Source organism: Streptomyces chartreusis (genome assembly GCF_008704715.1).
GTDB classification, from domain to species: domain Bacteria; phylum Actinomycetota; class Actinomycetes; order Streptomycetales; family Streptomycetaceae; genus Streptomyces; species Streptomyces chartreusis.
In genome coordinates this window covers 3,755,187-3,769,645 of the sequence record NZ_CP023689.1, presented here as the reverse complement: position 1 = coordinate 3,769,645, position 14,459 = coordinate 3,755,187, and the positions used below count along the sequence as shown (strand labels likewise).

Here is a 14,459-nt window from a genome sequence, read left to right as displayed (position 1 = left end):
GGAGGGCCGTGATGGCTGCGCAGACGCAGAGGGCCGTGCTGGCGGGCGGATGTTTCTGGGGGATGGAGGAGCTGATCCGCCGGCTTCCGGGCGTGACGGCGACCCGGGTGGGTTACACCGGGGGTGACGTGCCGAACGCGACGTACCGTAACCACGGCACGCACGCGGAGGCCATCGAGATCCTCTACGACCCGTCGAAGACCGACTACCGCGCGCTCCTGGAGTTCTTCTTCCAGATCCACGACCCGAGCACGAAGAACCGCCAGGGCAACGACATCGGCCTCAGCTACCGCTCGGCGATCTACTACGTGGACGACGAGCAGAAGCGGGTCGCCGAGGACACGATCGCGGACGTTGACGCCTCCGGCCTGTGGCCCGGCAAGGTCGTCACCGAGGTGGAGCCGGTCGGCCCCTTCTGGGAGGCCGAGCCCGAGCACCAGGACTACCTCCAGCGATACCCGGACGGCTACACCTGCCACTTCCCGCGCCCGGGCTGGAAGCTGCCCGCCCGCGCGGAGGGCTGAGCGAGCGCGGAGCGGCCCGGTCGATCGGAGGAGACTCCGCGGCCGGGCCGCGCCCGCATGTGCGGCGCGCGAGTACTGCTACGTCAATGTGCGTCGCGTAGGCGAAGCAGATAGGTCGCGGTGACCGCGACAGCGCGGTCCGCGTCCTGGGAGAGCTCGATGAGGGCACGTGCGGCCGTGTCCCCCGGGATGTCGGCGAGCGACTGGGTGAGCCGTACGCGTGCCGGGGCTTCGGCGGTCCCGGTGCCGAGGCGGCTGATGAGGCCGCCGGCGATGCGGTCGGCCGTCGCCGTATCGCTCGCCAGCACGCTGAGGGCATCGGCGGCGTCGGTGTCGTTCCGGCCGTCCACGATCATGTCGATGAGCACCGGGATCGCGTCGGCCACGCCGCGAGTGCCGAGGGCAAGGGCCGCATGGCCCCGCACCACGACATCGGGGTGCGCGAGGGCGTCCCGCAGGTGGGCGGTGGGTTCGTCACCGGCCAGCTCGGCGAGAGATCGGACGGCACGTTCCCGCACCGCGGCCACGGGCGAGTCGAGACCCTTCGCCAGCAGCGCCGTGCCGTCGGCGCCGGACCGAGCCAGCGCCCACCGAAGGGCTCCGGCGACATTCGGCTCCGTCTCCCGGAGCACCGCCTCGACCAGGGCATCCACCGGCACCTCGTCACCGGCGGACAGGGCCGCGCGCTGACGAGCGGCAGGGCTCTTCGACCCGAGGGCCTGAAGGACCGCGACGACCTGGAGTACGTCCTCCCAGCCGGCCGGTTCCGCGGCGTCGATGCGGCGCAGTCGCGTGAGCAGATCGGTCTCGGCCGCGATGCGTTCACGCGTCTGACGGATGAGGTCGTCGACGAGTGCCGAAGGCGTGAAGCCGGGGTCGTCGAGCGCGCGTCCGATCTCGCGCAACGACAGACCCAGCGACCTGAGGCTCTCGATGTGGAAGATCCGCCGAATGTCCTCACCGGAGTACTCCCGATAGCCGGAGCCGGTACGCCCCGACGGCCGCAACAGCCCGAGCGACTCGTAGTGCCGGAGCATGCGAGCACTGACCCCGGACCGTCGAGCCACCTCACCGATCAACACGTCCTACTGTCCCTCCGGGCCGGACTCACGACCAACACGACCTACTCCCATGCCTTACTGCTCAGCCCGGCCGGACCCGCCAAGAGCCACGACGCGCTTCGCCTCCTCGATCGCGGACTCGAAACCGGCATCAGGGTCGCGCAGCAGCCGCTCGGTGGCGAGCGCGTGCGTGCGCACCTGCGGGTCGGGGACCGCTGCCGCAACGCGCAGCGCCGGCTCCACGACCTCGCCGAGCGCGACCAGCGCCCGGCTGAGACTCAACTGAGTCTCCCGCTCACCGCGCCCGAGCTGCGTCGCCAGCACCGAGGCCAACTCGGACTCCTCCCCGTCCGGCACGAGCACGACCGCGGCCCGCCATGCGCTCCGCGCCACCTCGTCATCGGCGTCGGACAGAAGCGCCCGAGTGATCGCCGGCCACCCCCGCCGGTCCCCGATCTTGGACAAAGTGTGCAACGCCTGACTACGAGCCTGCGCCCGCTCCGAACCGACCTCGCGGAGCAGCTCGGGGAGCGTCACGGACACCGGATGGCGGGTGAGCGCCCAGGTCAGCATGTCGCGAACGAAGAAATCCGACTCGACCGCGCACCGCTCGACGAGCTTCCCGACAAACCCCGTCTCCGGCGCCGAGCCCACCACCAACGCCGCCCGCAACCGCACGGACGACCGCTCGTCCTCCAGCCCCCGCAGCGCCTCCACCGCACCCGCATCCTGCCCAGTGGCCACAGCAACCACCTCCTCGACAGGCAGTGAACGCCTTACCACCGTGTCAAGGTCAAAGCCTTCCGGGCTTGGAGGTCGATCCAATTTGCGCAATCGCTGTGAGCCACTTCCTCGAACCACTTCAATGGCAGTGTGACCACCACACCGACGGCCGACGACAGCACCGTGGCCGGGCGCGTCCCACTCGACGACGTCATCAAGGAACTCGGCCGACGCAGACCGGTTTTCCACTCCGAAGCCGACTTCCAGCACAGTTTCGCCAGGCTGCTGTGGGAACTGGACCGGGACGTGCACTCCAGGCTCGAAGTACCGCAGCGGCACCAGGACCGGACCGAGTACCTGGACCTGCTGTGCTTCAGCGATACGGCCCGCACCGCGATCGAGTTCAAGTACTTCACCCGGCGCTGGACGGGCACCGCAGGCACGCCGTCGGAGGACTACGCCCTCAAGGGACACGCGGCGACGGACCTCGCACGCCTGCACTTCGTCCGGGACATAGCCAGGCTGGAGCGCTTCTGCCGCCGGCCGGACCAGAACGGTCTGGCCATCATGCTGACCAACGCCCCGGCCCTGTGGAGCGCCCCCGCCCCCGGGCGAGGCCAGACGCGAGACCGGGAGTTCCGGATCCACGAAGGAAGAGAACTCACCGGCACGCTGCGCTGGGCCGGAGGCACCTACGAGCCCAACACCTGCACACTACGAGGCACATACGGCCTCGACTGGAAGCCGTACTCCGAACTGGCGGGATCAGGCGGCGAGTTCCGCTACATCGCCGTACACGTCAGCCCGGCCCAAGACGACCCGGCCGCACCCGGACAGACATAGACACCCGAAAACGGACCTCCCCGAGGGGCTGGACCCCCGCAGCGTGTCCTTCCGAGAGGCCCGCTGCACATGGCACGGCAAGACATGCACGGAGCCACCGCTCAAGGTCGTACGCACCCGAGACGGAGCCCGGTGGGCAGCATGCGCCAGGGCGGTACGCACGATCGCCCCCACCCATGGCGCCCGACCCCGACGACTCACTCGCAAAGATCACCCTTCGGCTTGCACGACACCGATCGGACAGGTCACGCCTGTCCCTAGGAGCCTGTGCTGCCATGAGGCCCGTGAGCCGGACGTCGGCTGGGTCAGTCCGTCATCCGTCCAGCGGGGCAAGGAGATCGTCTTCAACGGGGTAGGGGTGCTCCTGGGGCAGTAGCCGGGCGGCGGAGTTGAGGTCTCCGCTGTTGACGAGGGCATGGATCTCGCGGGCGATTGGGGTCACGTCGCGGATGGAGACCGTCCACTCGTCCGCGTAGCGTCGTGCGGCCTCGCCGGAGAGGCCGAGTTGCAGGGACCGGTACGGCATGGGTTGTAGGCGCAGGTCCCGCTCCGGGTCCCACTGCACACGGGTGGGCGCGCGCTTCAACTGGCGCTGCCAGGCGGCGCGGTCGGGGTGTACCCCGCGCGCGTAATGTGACAGGCAGGCGTGGCGCAGCGCCCACTCGAAGCCCTCGCGGCTGATCTCCACCGCCAGGATGGTCTCCTGACCTGGCTTGGTGCCCCAGCCGCAGCGGTACATCATCCACAGGAACGACGGTTTGATCCACGTCATCCGGTCCCGCTTCCACACTGAGGGGAAACGGCCCTCGCGGACGGCGGGCAGGCCTATCTCCGGGGAGTACGCCTGGTAGACGGTGATCGTGGACTCGGCATAAGCCGCACGGATCACGCGTTGCGGTTCTTCCATGGCCTACAGCGTGGCGCCTGCCGGAGCAGGCGGACACTGATTTTCGATCGCCGTGCCTTGTGAGGAGGGCGCGTCGGCCCATGGTGCGTTAGCCGGAGCCACGGCGGGCCTCTTCGAAGAGAGCGGTTTACACGGACAGGTCCGTGCCATCCACCTGCAGTACCCCGCGTGACCCCCGTACCCTTGACCTGCGGCACAGGCCAACCTCGCCGGGGTGATGGAGATGCTCGATCTTTCCTCCGCGCTGTCCGATGTTCCGCCTGTACGGGGCCGGGCGCCATGGCCCCAGCACGAATACGTCAAGGGCTGGGGTGTCTTCGGACTCCCCTTCGATTCCGGTCACGTGCTCGCCCTGCGCGTCTTTCCGGAGAACTGCTTCGGTCCCTACCGCACGCTGTGGCATCGCGACCCGAACGGCAGCTGGTCGATTCACGTCGACGGGCCACGCCTGGACACCGCTTGCCCCAGGTACTACGGCGCTGCCTGCGACCGCACAGGCCATGCCCGGATCGGGCTCAGGTGGGCGGGTCCTGCCACGTTGCGGGTGACGATGGATTCCCCATCCCTGGACTGGACCCTCACCGCCTCCGAGACCCGACTACTCGGTCTCCTCAACGGCATCGGTGGGGCGCTGCCGCTCGCCTCCTGGCGCCCTCGACTCCTGGTGCGGGCTCGCGAGCGTCTGGCCCGTGCGCTGGGATTGGGGGACCTCCAGCTGTCCGGCACGATGCCGAGCGGTCACACCGGAACGCTCATGCCGCAGCGCATGTACTACGTCGACGACTCGCACGGCACATTCGATGGCGTCGACCTCGGGCACCCGACCCGGCTGAGGGAGAACCCGCGCATCGGTGACGTGCCCCTGCCGGCCCGCGGCGTTCTGGCCGTCGGCCAGGCGGTATGGGAGATTCTCGACCCGGCGGAATACGAGCGCACTCGCACCGAGACCGCCGGGGACCCGACCATGCCGGGGGCGGGAAGTCCGTGACGACTGCGAGCCGCCACCGAACGGCGATCGGCCGGCGAGCCCAAGGCGGCATCCGCCCAGAGGATCTGTAGGGAAATGTGCCCTACCTGTCAGTTCCGAGTGCGGATGGTGGCTTCGTGTCATGAGGCCACGCAGCTGCCACCGGCGACGGTTCCCTGGGCCGTTCCAGAGGCGGGCTGACCTGCAAGATTCATTTGGCGGGTGAGGGCGGACGTCGCCCACTCGCCTTCGTCACCACTCCCTGTCAGTGGGGCGATGCCCTCCCCAGTTGATTCCCGTGCTGGATCAGATCCGGGTTCCGCGGCCAGCTGGCGGACACCCGCGCACTCGTCCCGACCATCTTGGGGGCGACAAAGCCTATTCGTCGCGCCGCAACCGTCGCCATCTGCGGCGGCGCCAGATCAAGCACACGATCCTGGAGCCCAGGGATCAGCGGGCCAACAGCCAGCGGCGCGGCAGTATGGGCGGCCGTCCGACCGGGTTCGACAGAGAGATCTACCGGCGGAACGAAGTGGAGCGGACGATCAACCGGCTAAAGATCTTCCGCGCGGTCGCGACCCGTTACGACAAGCGGGCCTACCTCCTTCACGGGACGGTAACCGTCGCCTCGATCCGGCTCTGGCTGCGAACGTAAGCCTCGCCCCCTCTACTCCAGCATGCGTTCCGCGTCATTCGGAACCCAGGGAAAGGGGACGTCGGGCCACCGTGCCGATGCCCACGCGTCGAGATCGACAGCGAGAACGGCATCAATGAAGACCTGCGGCGGTCGGTAGCCGTGGACGGTGACGTAATGCGTGATCAGAAACGGCGCGGCAAATGCGGTGCCGGGCCCACCCGGAATCCGCACCTCCCCGTTCCCTTCCGGAGCCTCATCCTCAGGACATAGGTCGCACTCGTGCACCCCGAGGCAGACGTTCATCCACTGGACCGCCTGAACAGCCTTCAGCTTCTCCACGAACACCATGGAGACCGTCCCTGTCGAGTACGGCTTGCCGGCTTCCAGCCACCCGATGTTCAGGCGGGTGTACGCCGGGCGGTACCAGAGCGCGTAGAAGCCCGACTCCCTGTCCGTGAACGCATCCTCGTCCTGGTAGTCGTACTCGCTGAGATCTTCGTAGAACACCCGCACATCATCGCCGCACCGCTTCGTTGAACCCACCCGATTCCACGACCCATCGGACAGGACCTAGTGCGCTTCAGAGGCCCGACGGGTGGGAGGAGAGCCAGTCGGTGTGTCGTTCGCGCAGTGCGTCTCGTTCCGGGGGTGTGGTGAGGATGACGTCTGCGCCGCCGTCGTATGGGTGGTGGATGCGGGTGAGGCCGCTGTCGGTGATGATCACTCCACTGAGTACGTCGTCTGCCACTTCGCGGAGGATGTCGTCCACCGTGCCTCGCCACCAGGGGCGGCGGTCCGCGTAGAGGTGCGTGTAGCTGTGGAGCTCGGGGTCGGGATCGTCGTCGTAAGCCAGCGTCGTCCATCGGGCGCCTTGGGGGTGCACCTCGCGCAGCACTGGCGGGAGCTCCGGTCCGCCCGGTTCCCAGGACCAGGCCACGGTGATCACGTAGACGTCGGTGCCCTCGAAGAGTTCGTCCAGGATCGTGTTGTACCGGTGAAGGGCGATGGCGTACTCGTCCTCGGTCTCCGGGTAGCGCTTCGAGTGCGGCAGGCTGTGGAAGCGCACCCAACGGTCGCTGTAGGCAGTGCGCAGTTCATGGGCGATCGGAGGCCCCTTCGGGAACTGGCGCTGCCACAGTGCGGACAGACGGTCTCTGTCCAACTCGCTGCTCATCCCTCAGCCGTCGCCACACCGATCGGGCAGGACACCCCGGTTCCGCCGAGGCCGCAGTACCCGCCCGGGTTTTTGTCGAGGTACTGCTGGTGGTATGCCTCTGCCGGGTAGAACGGGCGGCCCTCTGACGGGAGGATTTCTGTGGTGATCTTGCCGTAGCCCGAGGCTGTCAGGACCTTTTGGTAGGCGTCGCGGGAGGACTCGGCGGTCCTGGTCTGGGCGGGGGTGTTCGGGTAGATCGCCGAGCGGTACTGGGTGCCTACGTCGTTGCCCTGGCGGAAGCCCTGCGTGGGGTTGTGGGACTCCCAGAAGGTCTTCAGGAGGCGGTCGTAGGAGATGACGCTCGGGTCGTGGACCACGCGGACGACCTCCGTGTGGCCGGTGAGGCCCGAGCAGACCTCCTCGTAGGTGGGGTTCTCTGTGTAGCCGCCCTGGTAGCCGACCAGCGTTGTCCATACGCCCGCCGGGAGCTGCCAGAACTTGCGCTCCGCGCCCCAGAAGCAGCCCAGCGCGAAGTCGGCCGTCTCCAGGCCCTCGGGGTAGGGGCCGAGGAGCGGGTTGCCGAGGACCGTGTGGCGGTCGGGGACCGTGAAGATCGGTTCCGGGCGGCCCTGGAGCGCCTGCTCGGGGGTGGGCAGGACCGGCGTACGGCCGAAGAGCATGGCGGTTCCTTCCGGTGCGGACCTCGCGTGTTCTGTGGGCGGGGGACCGAGGTGGGTGCGGTGCGTCGTGGTCCCCCTGCAGCGGCATTTCTTCAACGTGCGGCTGAGGGTTCGGATTCCGCCCCGTGCCTCGTTCAGTGCGGCAGCGTCGCCGGGCTTCCGCCGTTCGCCTCGTAGCCCGCCACTGCCAGGGCCCGGTAGACCGCGAACTCCGCGGCGGGGTCGGACGACAGGGTCCACGGGAGGGCGCCGACATGGCCGTCCACATGGAGCAGCTGGTCCATGGCCTCCGCCCAGCGTTCGCCGCGGACCAGGAAGAAGACCAGCAGGTGGCGTACGTGCGCCAGCATCGGGTCGTCCGAGCGGGCCGCGTGCACCGCGAACAGGGCGCCGTGCATCGCCTTCGTCACGACCTCGCTCTGGTAGAAGCCGCTGACCAGGTTCACCTCGGGCAGGTGCTCGAAGACCGCGAAGAGCGGCATCGCGGCGAGCAAGGAGCCCTGGGGGGCGCGGGCCGCCGCCGCTTCCGCGAACTCGTTGGCGAGCTGGCGGGAGCCGTGCCACTTCTCGCACCAGTAGTGCAGGGCGGCCAGGTGGGCGCCCATGTGGGACGGGGCGCGGTCCAGGATCTTCAGCCAGAGCTGCTCGAACTCCGGGCGGGGGTAGGCCAGTCCGCGGGCCACCGACAGCTCGACGATGTACGGGATCGGGTCACCGGGGGCCAGCAGGGCCGCCTCGCTGCACGCCGATCTCGCCTCCTCCATGATGATCCGGAACTCGTCCGTGCCCGGGGTCGCCGTGCGCCACGCCTGCTGCACCAGGAACTCCGCGTGTACGGCCGCGCCGCCCGCGTCCTTGGGCTGCTCGGTACGCCACACCCGCAGCCACTGGCCGCCGGGTGCCTCGCTGACGCCGCCCGGGCGCTGCTGCAGCTCCAGCGCGGCGGCGCCGGCGAAGGCCTGGACGCGCTGCCAGCGCTTCTCGCCCTCCGCCTCCGTGCCGGCCAGGAGCTGTGCGGCGGCGCGGTAGTCCTGGGTGCGCTGCACCAGGTCGAGGACGTCCAGCAGGTCCTGGTCGGGGCCGGGCATGCGGATGTCCAGCTCCTCCTGGCGTACGAAGCCGTAGTTCGCCGGGTCCGCGGCGTCGGGGTGGCCCGGCGGGACCTGCTCGATCATGCCTCGCCTGCGGCGCATGAACGGCACCAGCACGAAGCCGATCATGAGTAGCGCGACCAGGACCCAGAGAATCTCCATGCCTCCAGCGTTCCAGACGCCGCCGACAAATGGCCAACGAGGTCGGGGTGCCTGTGGAGAAAGGGTTCTGCGGGGGTGCGGGTCTGGGCCTCCGGCGGTCGGTGCGGCCTCGGCGGGAGTGCGGGTGCGTATGCCTGCGGCGGCCTGTGCGGCCTCGGTGGGGGCTCGTGCAGCGCCTGCCGCCGGTGGGTGGGTCGGGGCCGTGCCGGGGGGTGTCCGTCCTCGGTCGGGCGGTTGCTGTGTACTCAGGAAGGCGCCCTGCGTTGACGCCCGCCGCTGCGGGCGGACACCCCCCGGCACGTCCCCTTCCCGCCGTACGCGGGTGCGGGGGCTGTGGGGTGCGCCATCGGCGGGTACTGATGCCGTCCGGCATCAGGAGCGTTCGCGGACTACGCTCGTTGCTCATGAGCGACAGGCACATCAGTCAGCACTTCGAGACCCTCGCGATCCACGCGGGCAACACCGCCGATCCCCTCACCGGCGCGGTCGTCCCGCCGATCTATCAGGTTTCGACCTATAAGCAGGACGGCGTCGGCGGCCTGCGTGGGGGCTACGAGTACAGCCGTAGCGCCAATCCGACCAGGACCGCCCTGGAGGAGAACCTCGCCGCCCTGGAGGGCGGTCGTCGCGGGCTTGCGTTCGCGTCCGGACTGGCGGCCGAGGACTGCCTGTTGCGTACGCTGCTCAGCCCGGGCGATCACGTGGTGATCCCCAATGACGCGTACGGCGGCACGTTCCGGCTGTTCGCGAAGGTCGTCGCCCGGTGGGGGGTGGAGTGGTCGGTCGCCGACACCAGCGACCCGGCCGCCGTGCGGGCCGCCCTCACTCCGAAGACCAAGGTCGTCTGGGTGGAGACCCCCTCCAACCCGCTGCTCGGCATCACGGACATCGCCGCCGTCGCGCAGATCGCGCGGGACGCGGGCGCGAAGCTGGTCGTCGACAACACCTTCGCCACGCCGTACCTCCAGCAGCCGCTGTCCCTCGGCGCGGACGTGGTCGTGCACTCCCTGACCAAGTACATGGGCGGTCACTCGGACGTCGTCGGCGGTGCGCTGATCGTCGGTGACTCGGATCTGGGCGACGAACTGGCCTTCCACCAGAACGCCATGGGCGCGGTCGCCGGGCCCTTCGACTCCTGGCTGGTGCTGCGCGGCACCAAGACGCTGTCGGTGCGCATGGACCGGCACAGCGAGAACGCCACGAAGATCGCCGACATGCTGACCCGGCACGCGCGCGTGACGCGTGTCCTGTACCCGGGCCTGCCCGAGCACCCCGGTCACGAGGTCGCCGCCAAGCAGATGAAGGCGTTCGGCGGCATGGTGTCCTTCCAGGTCACGGGTGGGGAGGAAGCCGCTGTCGAGGTCTGCAACCGCGCCAAGGTGTTCACGCTCGGCGAGTCCCTGGGCGGCGTCGAGTCCCTCATCGAGCACCCGGGCCGTATGACCCACGCCTCGGTGACCGGCTCGGCCCTGGAGGTGCCCGCCGACCTGGTCCGCATCTCCGTGGGCATCGAGAACGTCGATGATCTGCTGGAGGACCTTCAGCAGGCCCTCGGTTAGAGGTTCTGCTGAAGAGGCTCTCACCAGCCCGTCAGGGGTGGAGTCGTCTCCGACGGCGGCTCCACCCAGGGGTGGGCCATCAGTGCCCACACCACGAACGCCACCGTCGCCGCGAACAGCAGCAGGTACGTCAGCCGTAGCGTGATTCTCCTGCGGCGCAGCAGGTGGCCGCCGCGTCGGACGACCTCCGTGTACAGCTCGGGCGGCACCGGTGGCGGCGTGCGCTCCATGATCTGTCTGGCGGCCGCTTCCCGTTGGGTGCGGTTCACGGTGACACCGCCTTCGCGCCCAGTACGGCCGGGGCGGGGCCGCGCGGTGGATGCAGCAGCGTCGCCGTCGCCCGGTCGCAGATCGTGTGGACGCGCTCCCTGGGCAGGCCCAGCAGCGCTGCCGTCTGCTCCTCGGCCACACCCTCGTACAGCCGCAGGACCAGGATCAGGCGTTCCTGCGGGGTGAGGCTTGCGAGCGGGCCGGCGGCGTGCGTGCGGGAGCGGCCGAGGGCGCCCAGGCTGCCGTACTGGTGCCAGGCGGCGCGCGAGAAGCGGGTGGCCAGGTACTGGCGGGTGCGGTCGTACGGGTCCTCGCCACGCAGCCGGTCCCAGCACGCGTACGTGTGCGCGAGGGACAGCGTCAGCAGGTGCCGCGCGCGTGGGTTGTCGTCCCTCGGCTCCGCGGTGAGCAGCGTGGCGGCATGCAGCAGCCGCCCTGCCGCACCCGCGACGAAGGCCTCGAATTCCCGGTCCCGGCGGGCGTCCTGGACCGCCTTGCGTCGTCCCACCGCCCCTCCCGCCTGACCGCGCTCTGAGGAACCGGCCCCGGTCCCGCGCGTGACACGCCGGTCGCGCACGAGGAGGACCCGGTTTCATATGAGGCCAGCGACGGCCCGGGGTCAAGAGCCGGGAGCGGATCATCCGTGCACGCGTGCGTGCCGGACGGGGATGAGGTGGAGTGCGGGCCCACTTCGGCCGGTCCCGGTGCGTGCCGGTCGGGTCGTTCGGCTCCGTCGCGGTGCCGGTCGGGTCAGGTCGCCGCGTTCGGCTCCGTGCCCGCGATTCCCTGGGCCGCCATCCGGGTGGAGAGCGCGACGTTGAAGCGGGTCAGGAGCGTGCAGAACGCCTCGCGCTCCTCGGGTGCCCAGTCCTGCGTCAGCTCGGCCATCAACTGGCGTCGCGACGAGCGCACTTCCTCCAGTCGCGACTGCCCGCGCGGGGAGAGCTGCAGCACCACCGCACGGCCGTCCTCGGGGTGCGAGGTCCGCTTGACGAGCCCCGTGTCCACGAGCGGTGCCACCTGCCGGGTGACCGTCGACGAGTCGATCCCCATGCTCGCCGCGAGCGCCTTGACCCCCATGGGGCCTTCCTTGTCCAGACGGTTGAGCAGCAGGTATGCGGCGCGGTCCATGGAGTTGCGCACCTGCCCGACACCACCGAGCCGGGTCTGTTCGGCACGGCGGGCGAACACCGCCACCTCGTGCTGCAGCGTGTCGAGGAGACCGCTGTCAGCGACGGTCGTCATGTCCATCGACATTTCAGGTGTTGTGGGCATGGCCGGGGGCTCACTTCATGAAGGGGGTGCTGGGTTGGGGGACAGGGTACGCGGCCCGGAGGCGGGGTGTACCGGCGCTGCGTAAACCCATCTCGGTGCTTGGTCACAACCGGGCTCCGCGCCTGTGAACTGCGAGACTTGTGTCATGAGCTACCGCACGGCTGACTCCTTGCCTCCCGTCACGCTCGACGACGTACGGGGCGCCCAGAAGATGCTCTCGGGTGTGGCGCGGGTGACGGCGATGGAGGGCAGCAGGCACCTGTCCCAGCTGGTGGGTGCGCCGGTGCATCTGAAGTGCGAGAACCTTCAGCGGACCGGATCGTTCAAGCTGCGCGGCGCTTATGTCCGGATTGCCGGGCTGCTGCCGGAGGAGCGCGCGGCGGGGGTCGTGGCGGCGAGCGCCGGCAACCACGCGCAGGGTGTCGCCCTGGCGTCGTCGCTGCTCGGCGTGCGTTCGACCGTGTTCATGCCGAAGGGCGCGCCGCTGCCGAAGATCAGCGCGACACAGGACTACGGCGCCGAGGTGCGCCTGCACGGGCAGGTGGTCGACGAGACGCTGGCGGCGGCGCAGGAGTACGCGGCCGAGACCGGCGCGGTGTTCATCCACCCCTTCGACCACCCTGACGTCATCGCAGGTCAGGGCACGGTCGGCCTGGAGATCCTCGAACAGTGCCCGGAGGCTCGCACGATCGTCGTCGGTATCGGCGGGGGAGGGCTCGCGGCGGGCATCGCGATGGCCGTGAAGTCGCTGCGGCCCGATGTGCGGATCGTGGGTGTGCAGGCGGCGGGCGCCGCGGCGTACCCGCCCTCGCTCGCGGCCGGGCACCCGGTCGCCGTCGACAACCCGGCGACGATGGCCGACGGCATCAAGGTCGGCCGGCCCGGTGATGTGCCGTTCCGGATCATCGGCGATCTGGTGGACGAGGTCCGCACGGTCTCGGAGGACGAGCTGGCCACGGCCCTGCTGCTGTGCCTTGAGCGGGCCAAGCTGGTGGTCGAGCCGGCCGGGGCGAGTCCGGTCGCGGCGCTGCTGAGCGACCCCGGCGCCTTCGAGGGCCCGGTCGTCGCGGTGCTGTCCGGCGGGAACGTCGATCCGGTGCTGCTGGAGCGCGTCCTGCGGCACGGCATGGCCGCGCAGGGCCGCTACCTGGCCGTACGTCTGCGGCTGACGGACCGGCCGGGTGCGCTCGCGACACTTCTCGGGGTGTTGTCAGTGGTGGACGCTAACGTCCTCGATGTGAGTCACGTACGGACCGACCCGCGGCTCGGGCTCACGGAGGCGGAGGTCGAGCTGCACCTGGAGACGAAGGGTCCCGTGCACTGCGTCGAGGTCGGCCAGGCCCTGCGCGAGGCGGGCTACACCGTCATCGACTGAGGCGCGAGCGGTCGCGCCGAGGGGCGATGCGGAGGACGAAAGTCCAGGTCGGAGGCTCTTTGTCACTCATTCGGGTAAGCCCATTGAGAGACGCGATACATCGCGTTATGGTGTGTCTCGATAATCCACCGCTGAGACGAATGAAAAGTGCAAACCTAGCCTTTCCGAAGCTTCCCCGATGACGTGGAGACTCATATGCCAGGCGCCATCTATGCCGAAGGTCTGGTGAAGACCTTCGGCGACGTAAAGGCTCTGGACGGCGTGGACTTCGATGTCCCCGAGGGCACCGTCCTGGGTCTGCTCGGGCCGAATGGCGCGGGCAAGACGACGGCCGTCCGCTGTCTGACGACACTGCTGCGGCCCGACAGCGGCTCCGCGGTCGTCGCGGGCATCGACGTCCTGAAGAATCCCGACGCCGTCCGCCGCTCCATCGGTCTGTCCGGCCAGTTCGCCGCGGTCGACGAATACCTCACCGGCCGCGAGAACCTCCAGATGGTCGGCCAGCTCTATCAGATGAAGGCCAAGGCGGCGAAGGCCCGCGCGGACGAGCTGCTCGAGCAGTTCGACCTCGCCGACGCCGCCGACCGGCCCACGAAGACCTACTCCGGAGGCATGCGCCGCCGGCTCGACCTCGCGGCGGCCCTGGTGGTCTCACCTCCAGTGATGTTCATGGACGAGCCCACCACCGGCCTCGACCCCCGCAACCGCCAGCTGCTGTGGGAGGTCATCAAGCGACTGGTCTCCGGCGGCACGACATTGCTGCTGACCACCCAGTACCTCGAAGAGGCCGATCACCTCGCGCACGACATCGCCGTCGTCGACCACGGCCATGTCATCGCCACGGGCACCTCCGACCAGCTCAAGGCCCGCACCGGCGGCGAGCGCGTCGAGGTCGTGGTGCACGAGCGCGACGACATACAGACCGCCTCGGAGGTGCTGCGCGGCTTCGGCAAGGGCGACACCACGGTCGAGGACCACATGCGCAAGCTCACCGTCCCCGTGACCGGTGGCGCCAAGCTCCTCGCCGAGGTCATCCGCGAGCTCGACACCCGCGGCATCGAGATCGACGACATCGGGCTGCGCCGTCCCACCCTCGACGACGTGTTCCTGTCCCTCACGGGCCACGTCGCCGAGGTCAAGAACGAGGAGAACGGCAAGCAGGACAAGGTCAAGCAGGACGAGGCCAAGCAGGACAAGAAGGAGGCCGCGAAGTGAGTGCCGTCAGCGCC

Annotated in this window: 16 protein-coding genes and 1 pseudogene; 7 read left to right on the top strand and 10 right to left on the bottom strand. The window is 69.4% G+C overall.

Going from position 1 to position 14,459, the window contains the following annotated elements; all coding sequences use genetic code 11:
- Positions 1-11: 11 nt before the first annotated feature.
- Positions 12-524 (top strand): peptide-methionine (S)-S-oxide reductase MsrA, encoded by a 513-nt coding sequence (gene msrA, locus CP983_RS15890; protein WP_107903671.1) that lies wholly within the window; start codon positions 12-14, stop codon positions 522-524.
- Positions 525-607: 83 nt separating this feature from the next.
- Here the strand turns inward: msrA (CP983_RS15890) and CP983_RS15885 are convergent, their stop codons facing one another.
- Together CP983_RS15885 and CP983_RS15880 are read right to left on the bottom strand one after the other, a co-directional pair.
- Positions 608-1,606: a MerR family transcriptional regulator gene (locus CP983_RS15885; RefSeq protein ID WP_150500020.1), complete on the bottom strand. Its 999-nt coding sequence runs from the start codon at positions 1,604-1,606 to the stop codon at positions 608-610.
- Between the two features lie 54 nt (positions 1,607-1,660).
- Positions 1,661-2,338: a HEAT repeat domain-containing protein gene (locus tag CP983_RS15880; RefSeq protein WP_373309843.1), complete on the bottom strand. Its 678-nt coding sequence runs from the start codon at positions 2,336-2,338 to the stop codon at positions 1,661-1,663.
- Positions 2,339-2,458: 120 nt separating this feature from the next.
- On the opposite strand from CP983_RS15880, the gene CP983_RS15875 reads away from it, so the two are divergent.
- The gene (locus CP983_RS15875; protein WP_229914888.1) at positions 2,459-3,151 is read left to right on the top strand and encodes a hypothetical protein; all 693 of its coding nucleotides are present in this window, start codon (positions 2,459-2,461) and stop codon (positions 3,149-3,151) included.
- A 313-nt stretch (positions 3,152-3,464) separates the two neighbouring features.
- Here CP983_RS15875 and CP983_RS15870 read toward each other — a convergent pair whose 3' ends face one another.
- Positions 3,465-4,058, bottom strand: coding sequence for a DUF4291 domain-containing protein (locus CP983_RS15870; protein WP_150500016.1), 594 nt, complete (start codon positions 4,056-4,058; stop codon positions 3,465-3,467).
- Positions 4,059-4,608: 550 nt separating this feature from the next.
- On the opposite strand from CP983_RS15870, the gene CP983_RS15865 reads away from it, so the two are divergent.
- Together CP983_RS15865 and CP983_RS15860 are read left to right on the top strand one after the other, a co-directional pair.
- A complete protein-coding gene (locus CP983_RS15865) occupies positions 4,609-5,046 on the top strand; it encodes a hypothetical protein (RefSeq protein ID WP_208852837.1) in 438 nt (145 codons plus the stop codon).
- Positions 5,047-5,192: 146 nt separating this feature from the next.
- Positions 5,193-5,680 (top strand): annotated as a pseudogene (locus CP983_RS15860) (IS5 family transposase); the annotation flags it as partial.
- A 12-nt stretch (positions 5,681-5,692) separates the two neighbouring features.
- On the opposite strand, the gene CP983_RS15855 reads toward CP983_RS15860, so the two are convergent.
- From CP983_RS15855 to CP983_RS15840, 4 genes are all read right to left on the bottom strand, one after another.
- Positions 5,693-6,169, bottom strand: coding sequence for a DUF7919 family protein (locus CP983_RS15855; RefSeq protein WP_150500014.1), 477 nt, complete (start codon positions 6,167-6,169; stop codon positions 5,693-5,695).
- Between the two features lie 73 nt (positions 6,170-6,242).
- Positions 6,243-6,836, bottom strand: a complete 594-nt coding sequence (locus CP983_RS15850) for a DUF3885 domain-containing protein (RefSeq protein WP_229914887.1) — start codon at positions 6,834-6,836, stop codon at positions 6,243-6,245.
- The gene (gene msrA / locus CP983_RS15845) at positions 6,833-7,498 is read right to left on the bottom strand and encodes a peptide-methionine (S)-S-oxide reductase MsrA (protein WP_150500012.1); all 666 of its coding nucleotides are present in this window, start codon (positions 7,496-7,498) and stop codon (positions 6,833-6,835) included. The genes CP983_RS15850 and msrA (CP983_RS15845) overlap by 4 nt, the downstream gene beginning before the upstream one ends.
- A gap of 134 nt (positions 7,499-7,632) precedes the next feature.
- Positions 7,633-8,751, bottom strand: a complete 1,119-nt coding sequence (locus CP983_RS15840; RefSeq protein ID WP_150500010.1) for a hypothetical protein — start codon at positions 8,749-8,751, stop codon at positions 7,633-7,635.
- 404 nt (positions 8,752-9,155) lie between these two features.
- Here CP983_RS15840 and CP983_RS15835 point away from each other — a divergent pair, with 404 nt between their 5' ends.
- The gene (locus CP983_RS15835) at positions 9,156-10,310 is read left to right on the top strand and encodes a cystathionine gamma-synthase (protein ID WP_148108390.1); all 1,155 of its coding nucleotides are present in this window, start codon (positions 9,156-9,158) and stop codon (positions 10,308-10,310) included.
- Between the two features lie 20 nt (positions 10,311-10,330).
- Here the strand turns inward: CP983_RS15835 and CP983_RS44705 are convergent, their stop codons facing one another.
- The 3 genes from CP983_RS44705 to CP983_RS15820 all read right to left on the bottom strand — a co-directional run bounded on the left by CP983_RS44705 (position 10,331) and on the right by CP983_RS15820 (position 11,837).
- Positions 10,331-10,579 carry a hypothetical protein gene (locus CP983_RS44705; RefSeq protein WP_030956602.1) on the bottom strand — a complete coding sequence of 83 codons (249 nt, stop codon included), beginning with the start codon at positions 10,577-10,579 and terminating at the stop codon, positions 10,331-10,333.
- Positions 10,576-11,088 (bottom strand): sigma factor-like helix-turn-helix DNA-binding protein, encoded by a 513-nt coding sequence (locus CP983_RS44440; RefSeq protein WP_176575747.1) that lies wholly within the window; start codon positions 11,086-11,088, stop codon positions 10,576-10,578. The genes CP983_RS44705 and CP983_RS44440 overlap by 4 nt, the downstream gene beginning before the upstream one ends.
- Before the next feature lie 242 nt (positions 11,089-11,330).
- Positions 11,331-11,837, bottom strand: coding sequence for a MarR family winged helix-turn-helix transcriptional regulator (locus CP983_RS15820; protein ID WP_126897875.1), 507 nt, complete (start codon positions 11,835-11,837; stop codon positions 11,331-11,333).
- Between the two features lie 163 nt (positions 11,838-12,000).
- Here CP983_RS15820 and ilvA point away from each other — a divergent pair, with 163 nt between their 5' ends.
- Entirely contained in the window at positions 12,001-13,230 is a 1,230-nt protein-coding gene (ilvA, locus tag CP983_RS15815) for a threonine ammonia-lyase (protein WP_107903643.1), read from the top strand.
- Between the two features lie 195 nt (positions 13,231-13,425).
- Positions 13,426-14,445: an ATP-binding cassette domain-containing protein gene (locus tag CP983_RS15810; protein WP_107903640.1), complete on the top strand. Its 1,020-nt coding sequence runs from the start codon at positions 13,426-13,428 to the stop codon at positions 14,443-14,445.
- Positions 14,446-14,459 lie beyond the last annotated feature (14 nt).

What these genes read in the sequence shown, in the direction of transcription:
- msrA (WP_107903671.1), top strand. Translation starts at nt 12, where the DNA reads ATGGCTGCGCAGACGCAGAGGGCCGTGCTGGCGGGCGGATGTTTCTGG.
- CP983_RS15870 (WP_150500016.1), bottom strand. Translation starts at nt 4,058, where the DNA reads ATGGAAGAACCGCAACGCGTGATCCGTGCGGCTTATGCCGAGTCCACG.
- CP983_RS15865 (WP_208852837.1), top strand. Translation starts at nt 4,609, where the DNA reads ATGGATTCCCCATCCCTGGACTGGACCCTCACCGCCTCCGAGACCCGA.
- CP983_RS15850 (WP_229914887.1), bottom strand. Translation starts at nt 6,836, where the DNA reads ATGAGCAGCGAGTTGGACAGAGACCGTCTGTCCGCACTGTGGCAGCGC.
- msrA (WP_150500012.1), bottom strand. Translation starts at nt 7,498, where the DNA reads ATGCTCTTCGGCCGTACGCCGGTCCTGCCCACCCCCGAGCAGGCGCTC.
- CP983_RS15840 (WP_150500010.1), bottom strand. Translation starts at nt 8,751, where the DNA reads ATGGAGATTCTCTGGGTCCTGGTCGCGCTACTCATGATCGGCTTCGTG.
- CP983_RS15835 (WP_148108390.1), top strand. Translation starts at nt 9,156, where the DNA reads ATGAGCGACAGGCACATCAGTCAGCACTTCGAGACCCTCGCGATCCAC.
- CP983_RS15820 (WP_126897875.1), bottom strand. Translation starts at nt 11,837, where the DNA reads ATGTCGATGGACATGACGACCGTCGCTGACAGCGGTCTCCTCGACACG.
- ilvA (WP_107903643.1), top strand. Translation starts at nt 12,001, where the DNA reads ATGAGCTACCGCACGGCTGACTCCTTGCCTCCCGTCACGCTCGACGAC.
- CP983_RS15810 (WP_107903640.1), top strand. Translation starts at nt 13,426, where the DNA reads ATGCCAGGCGCCATCTATGCCGAAGGTCTGGTGAAGACCTTCGGCGAC.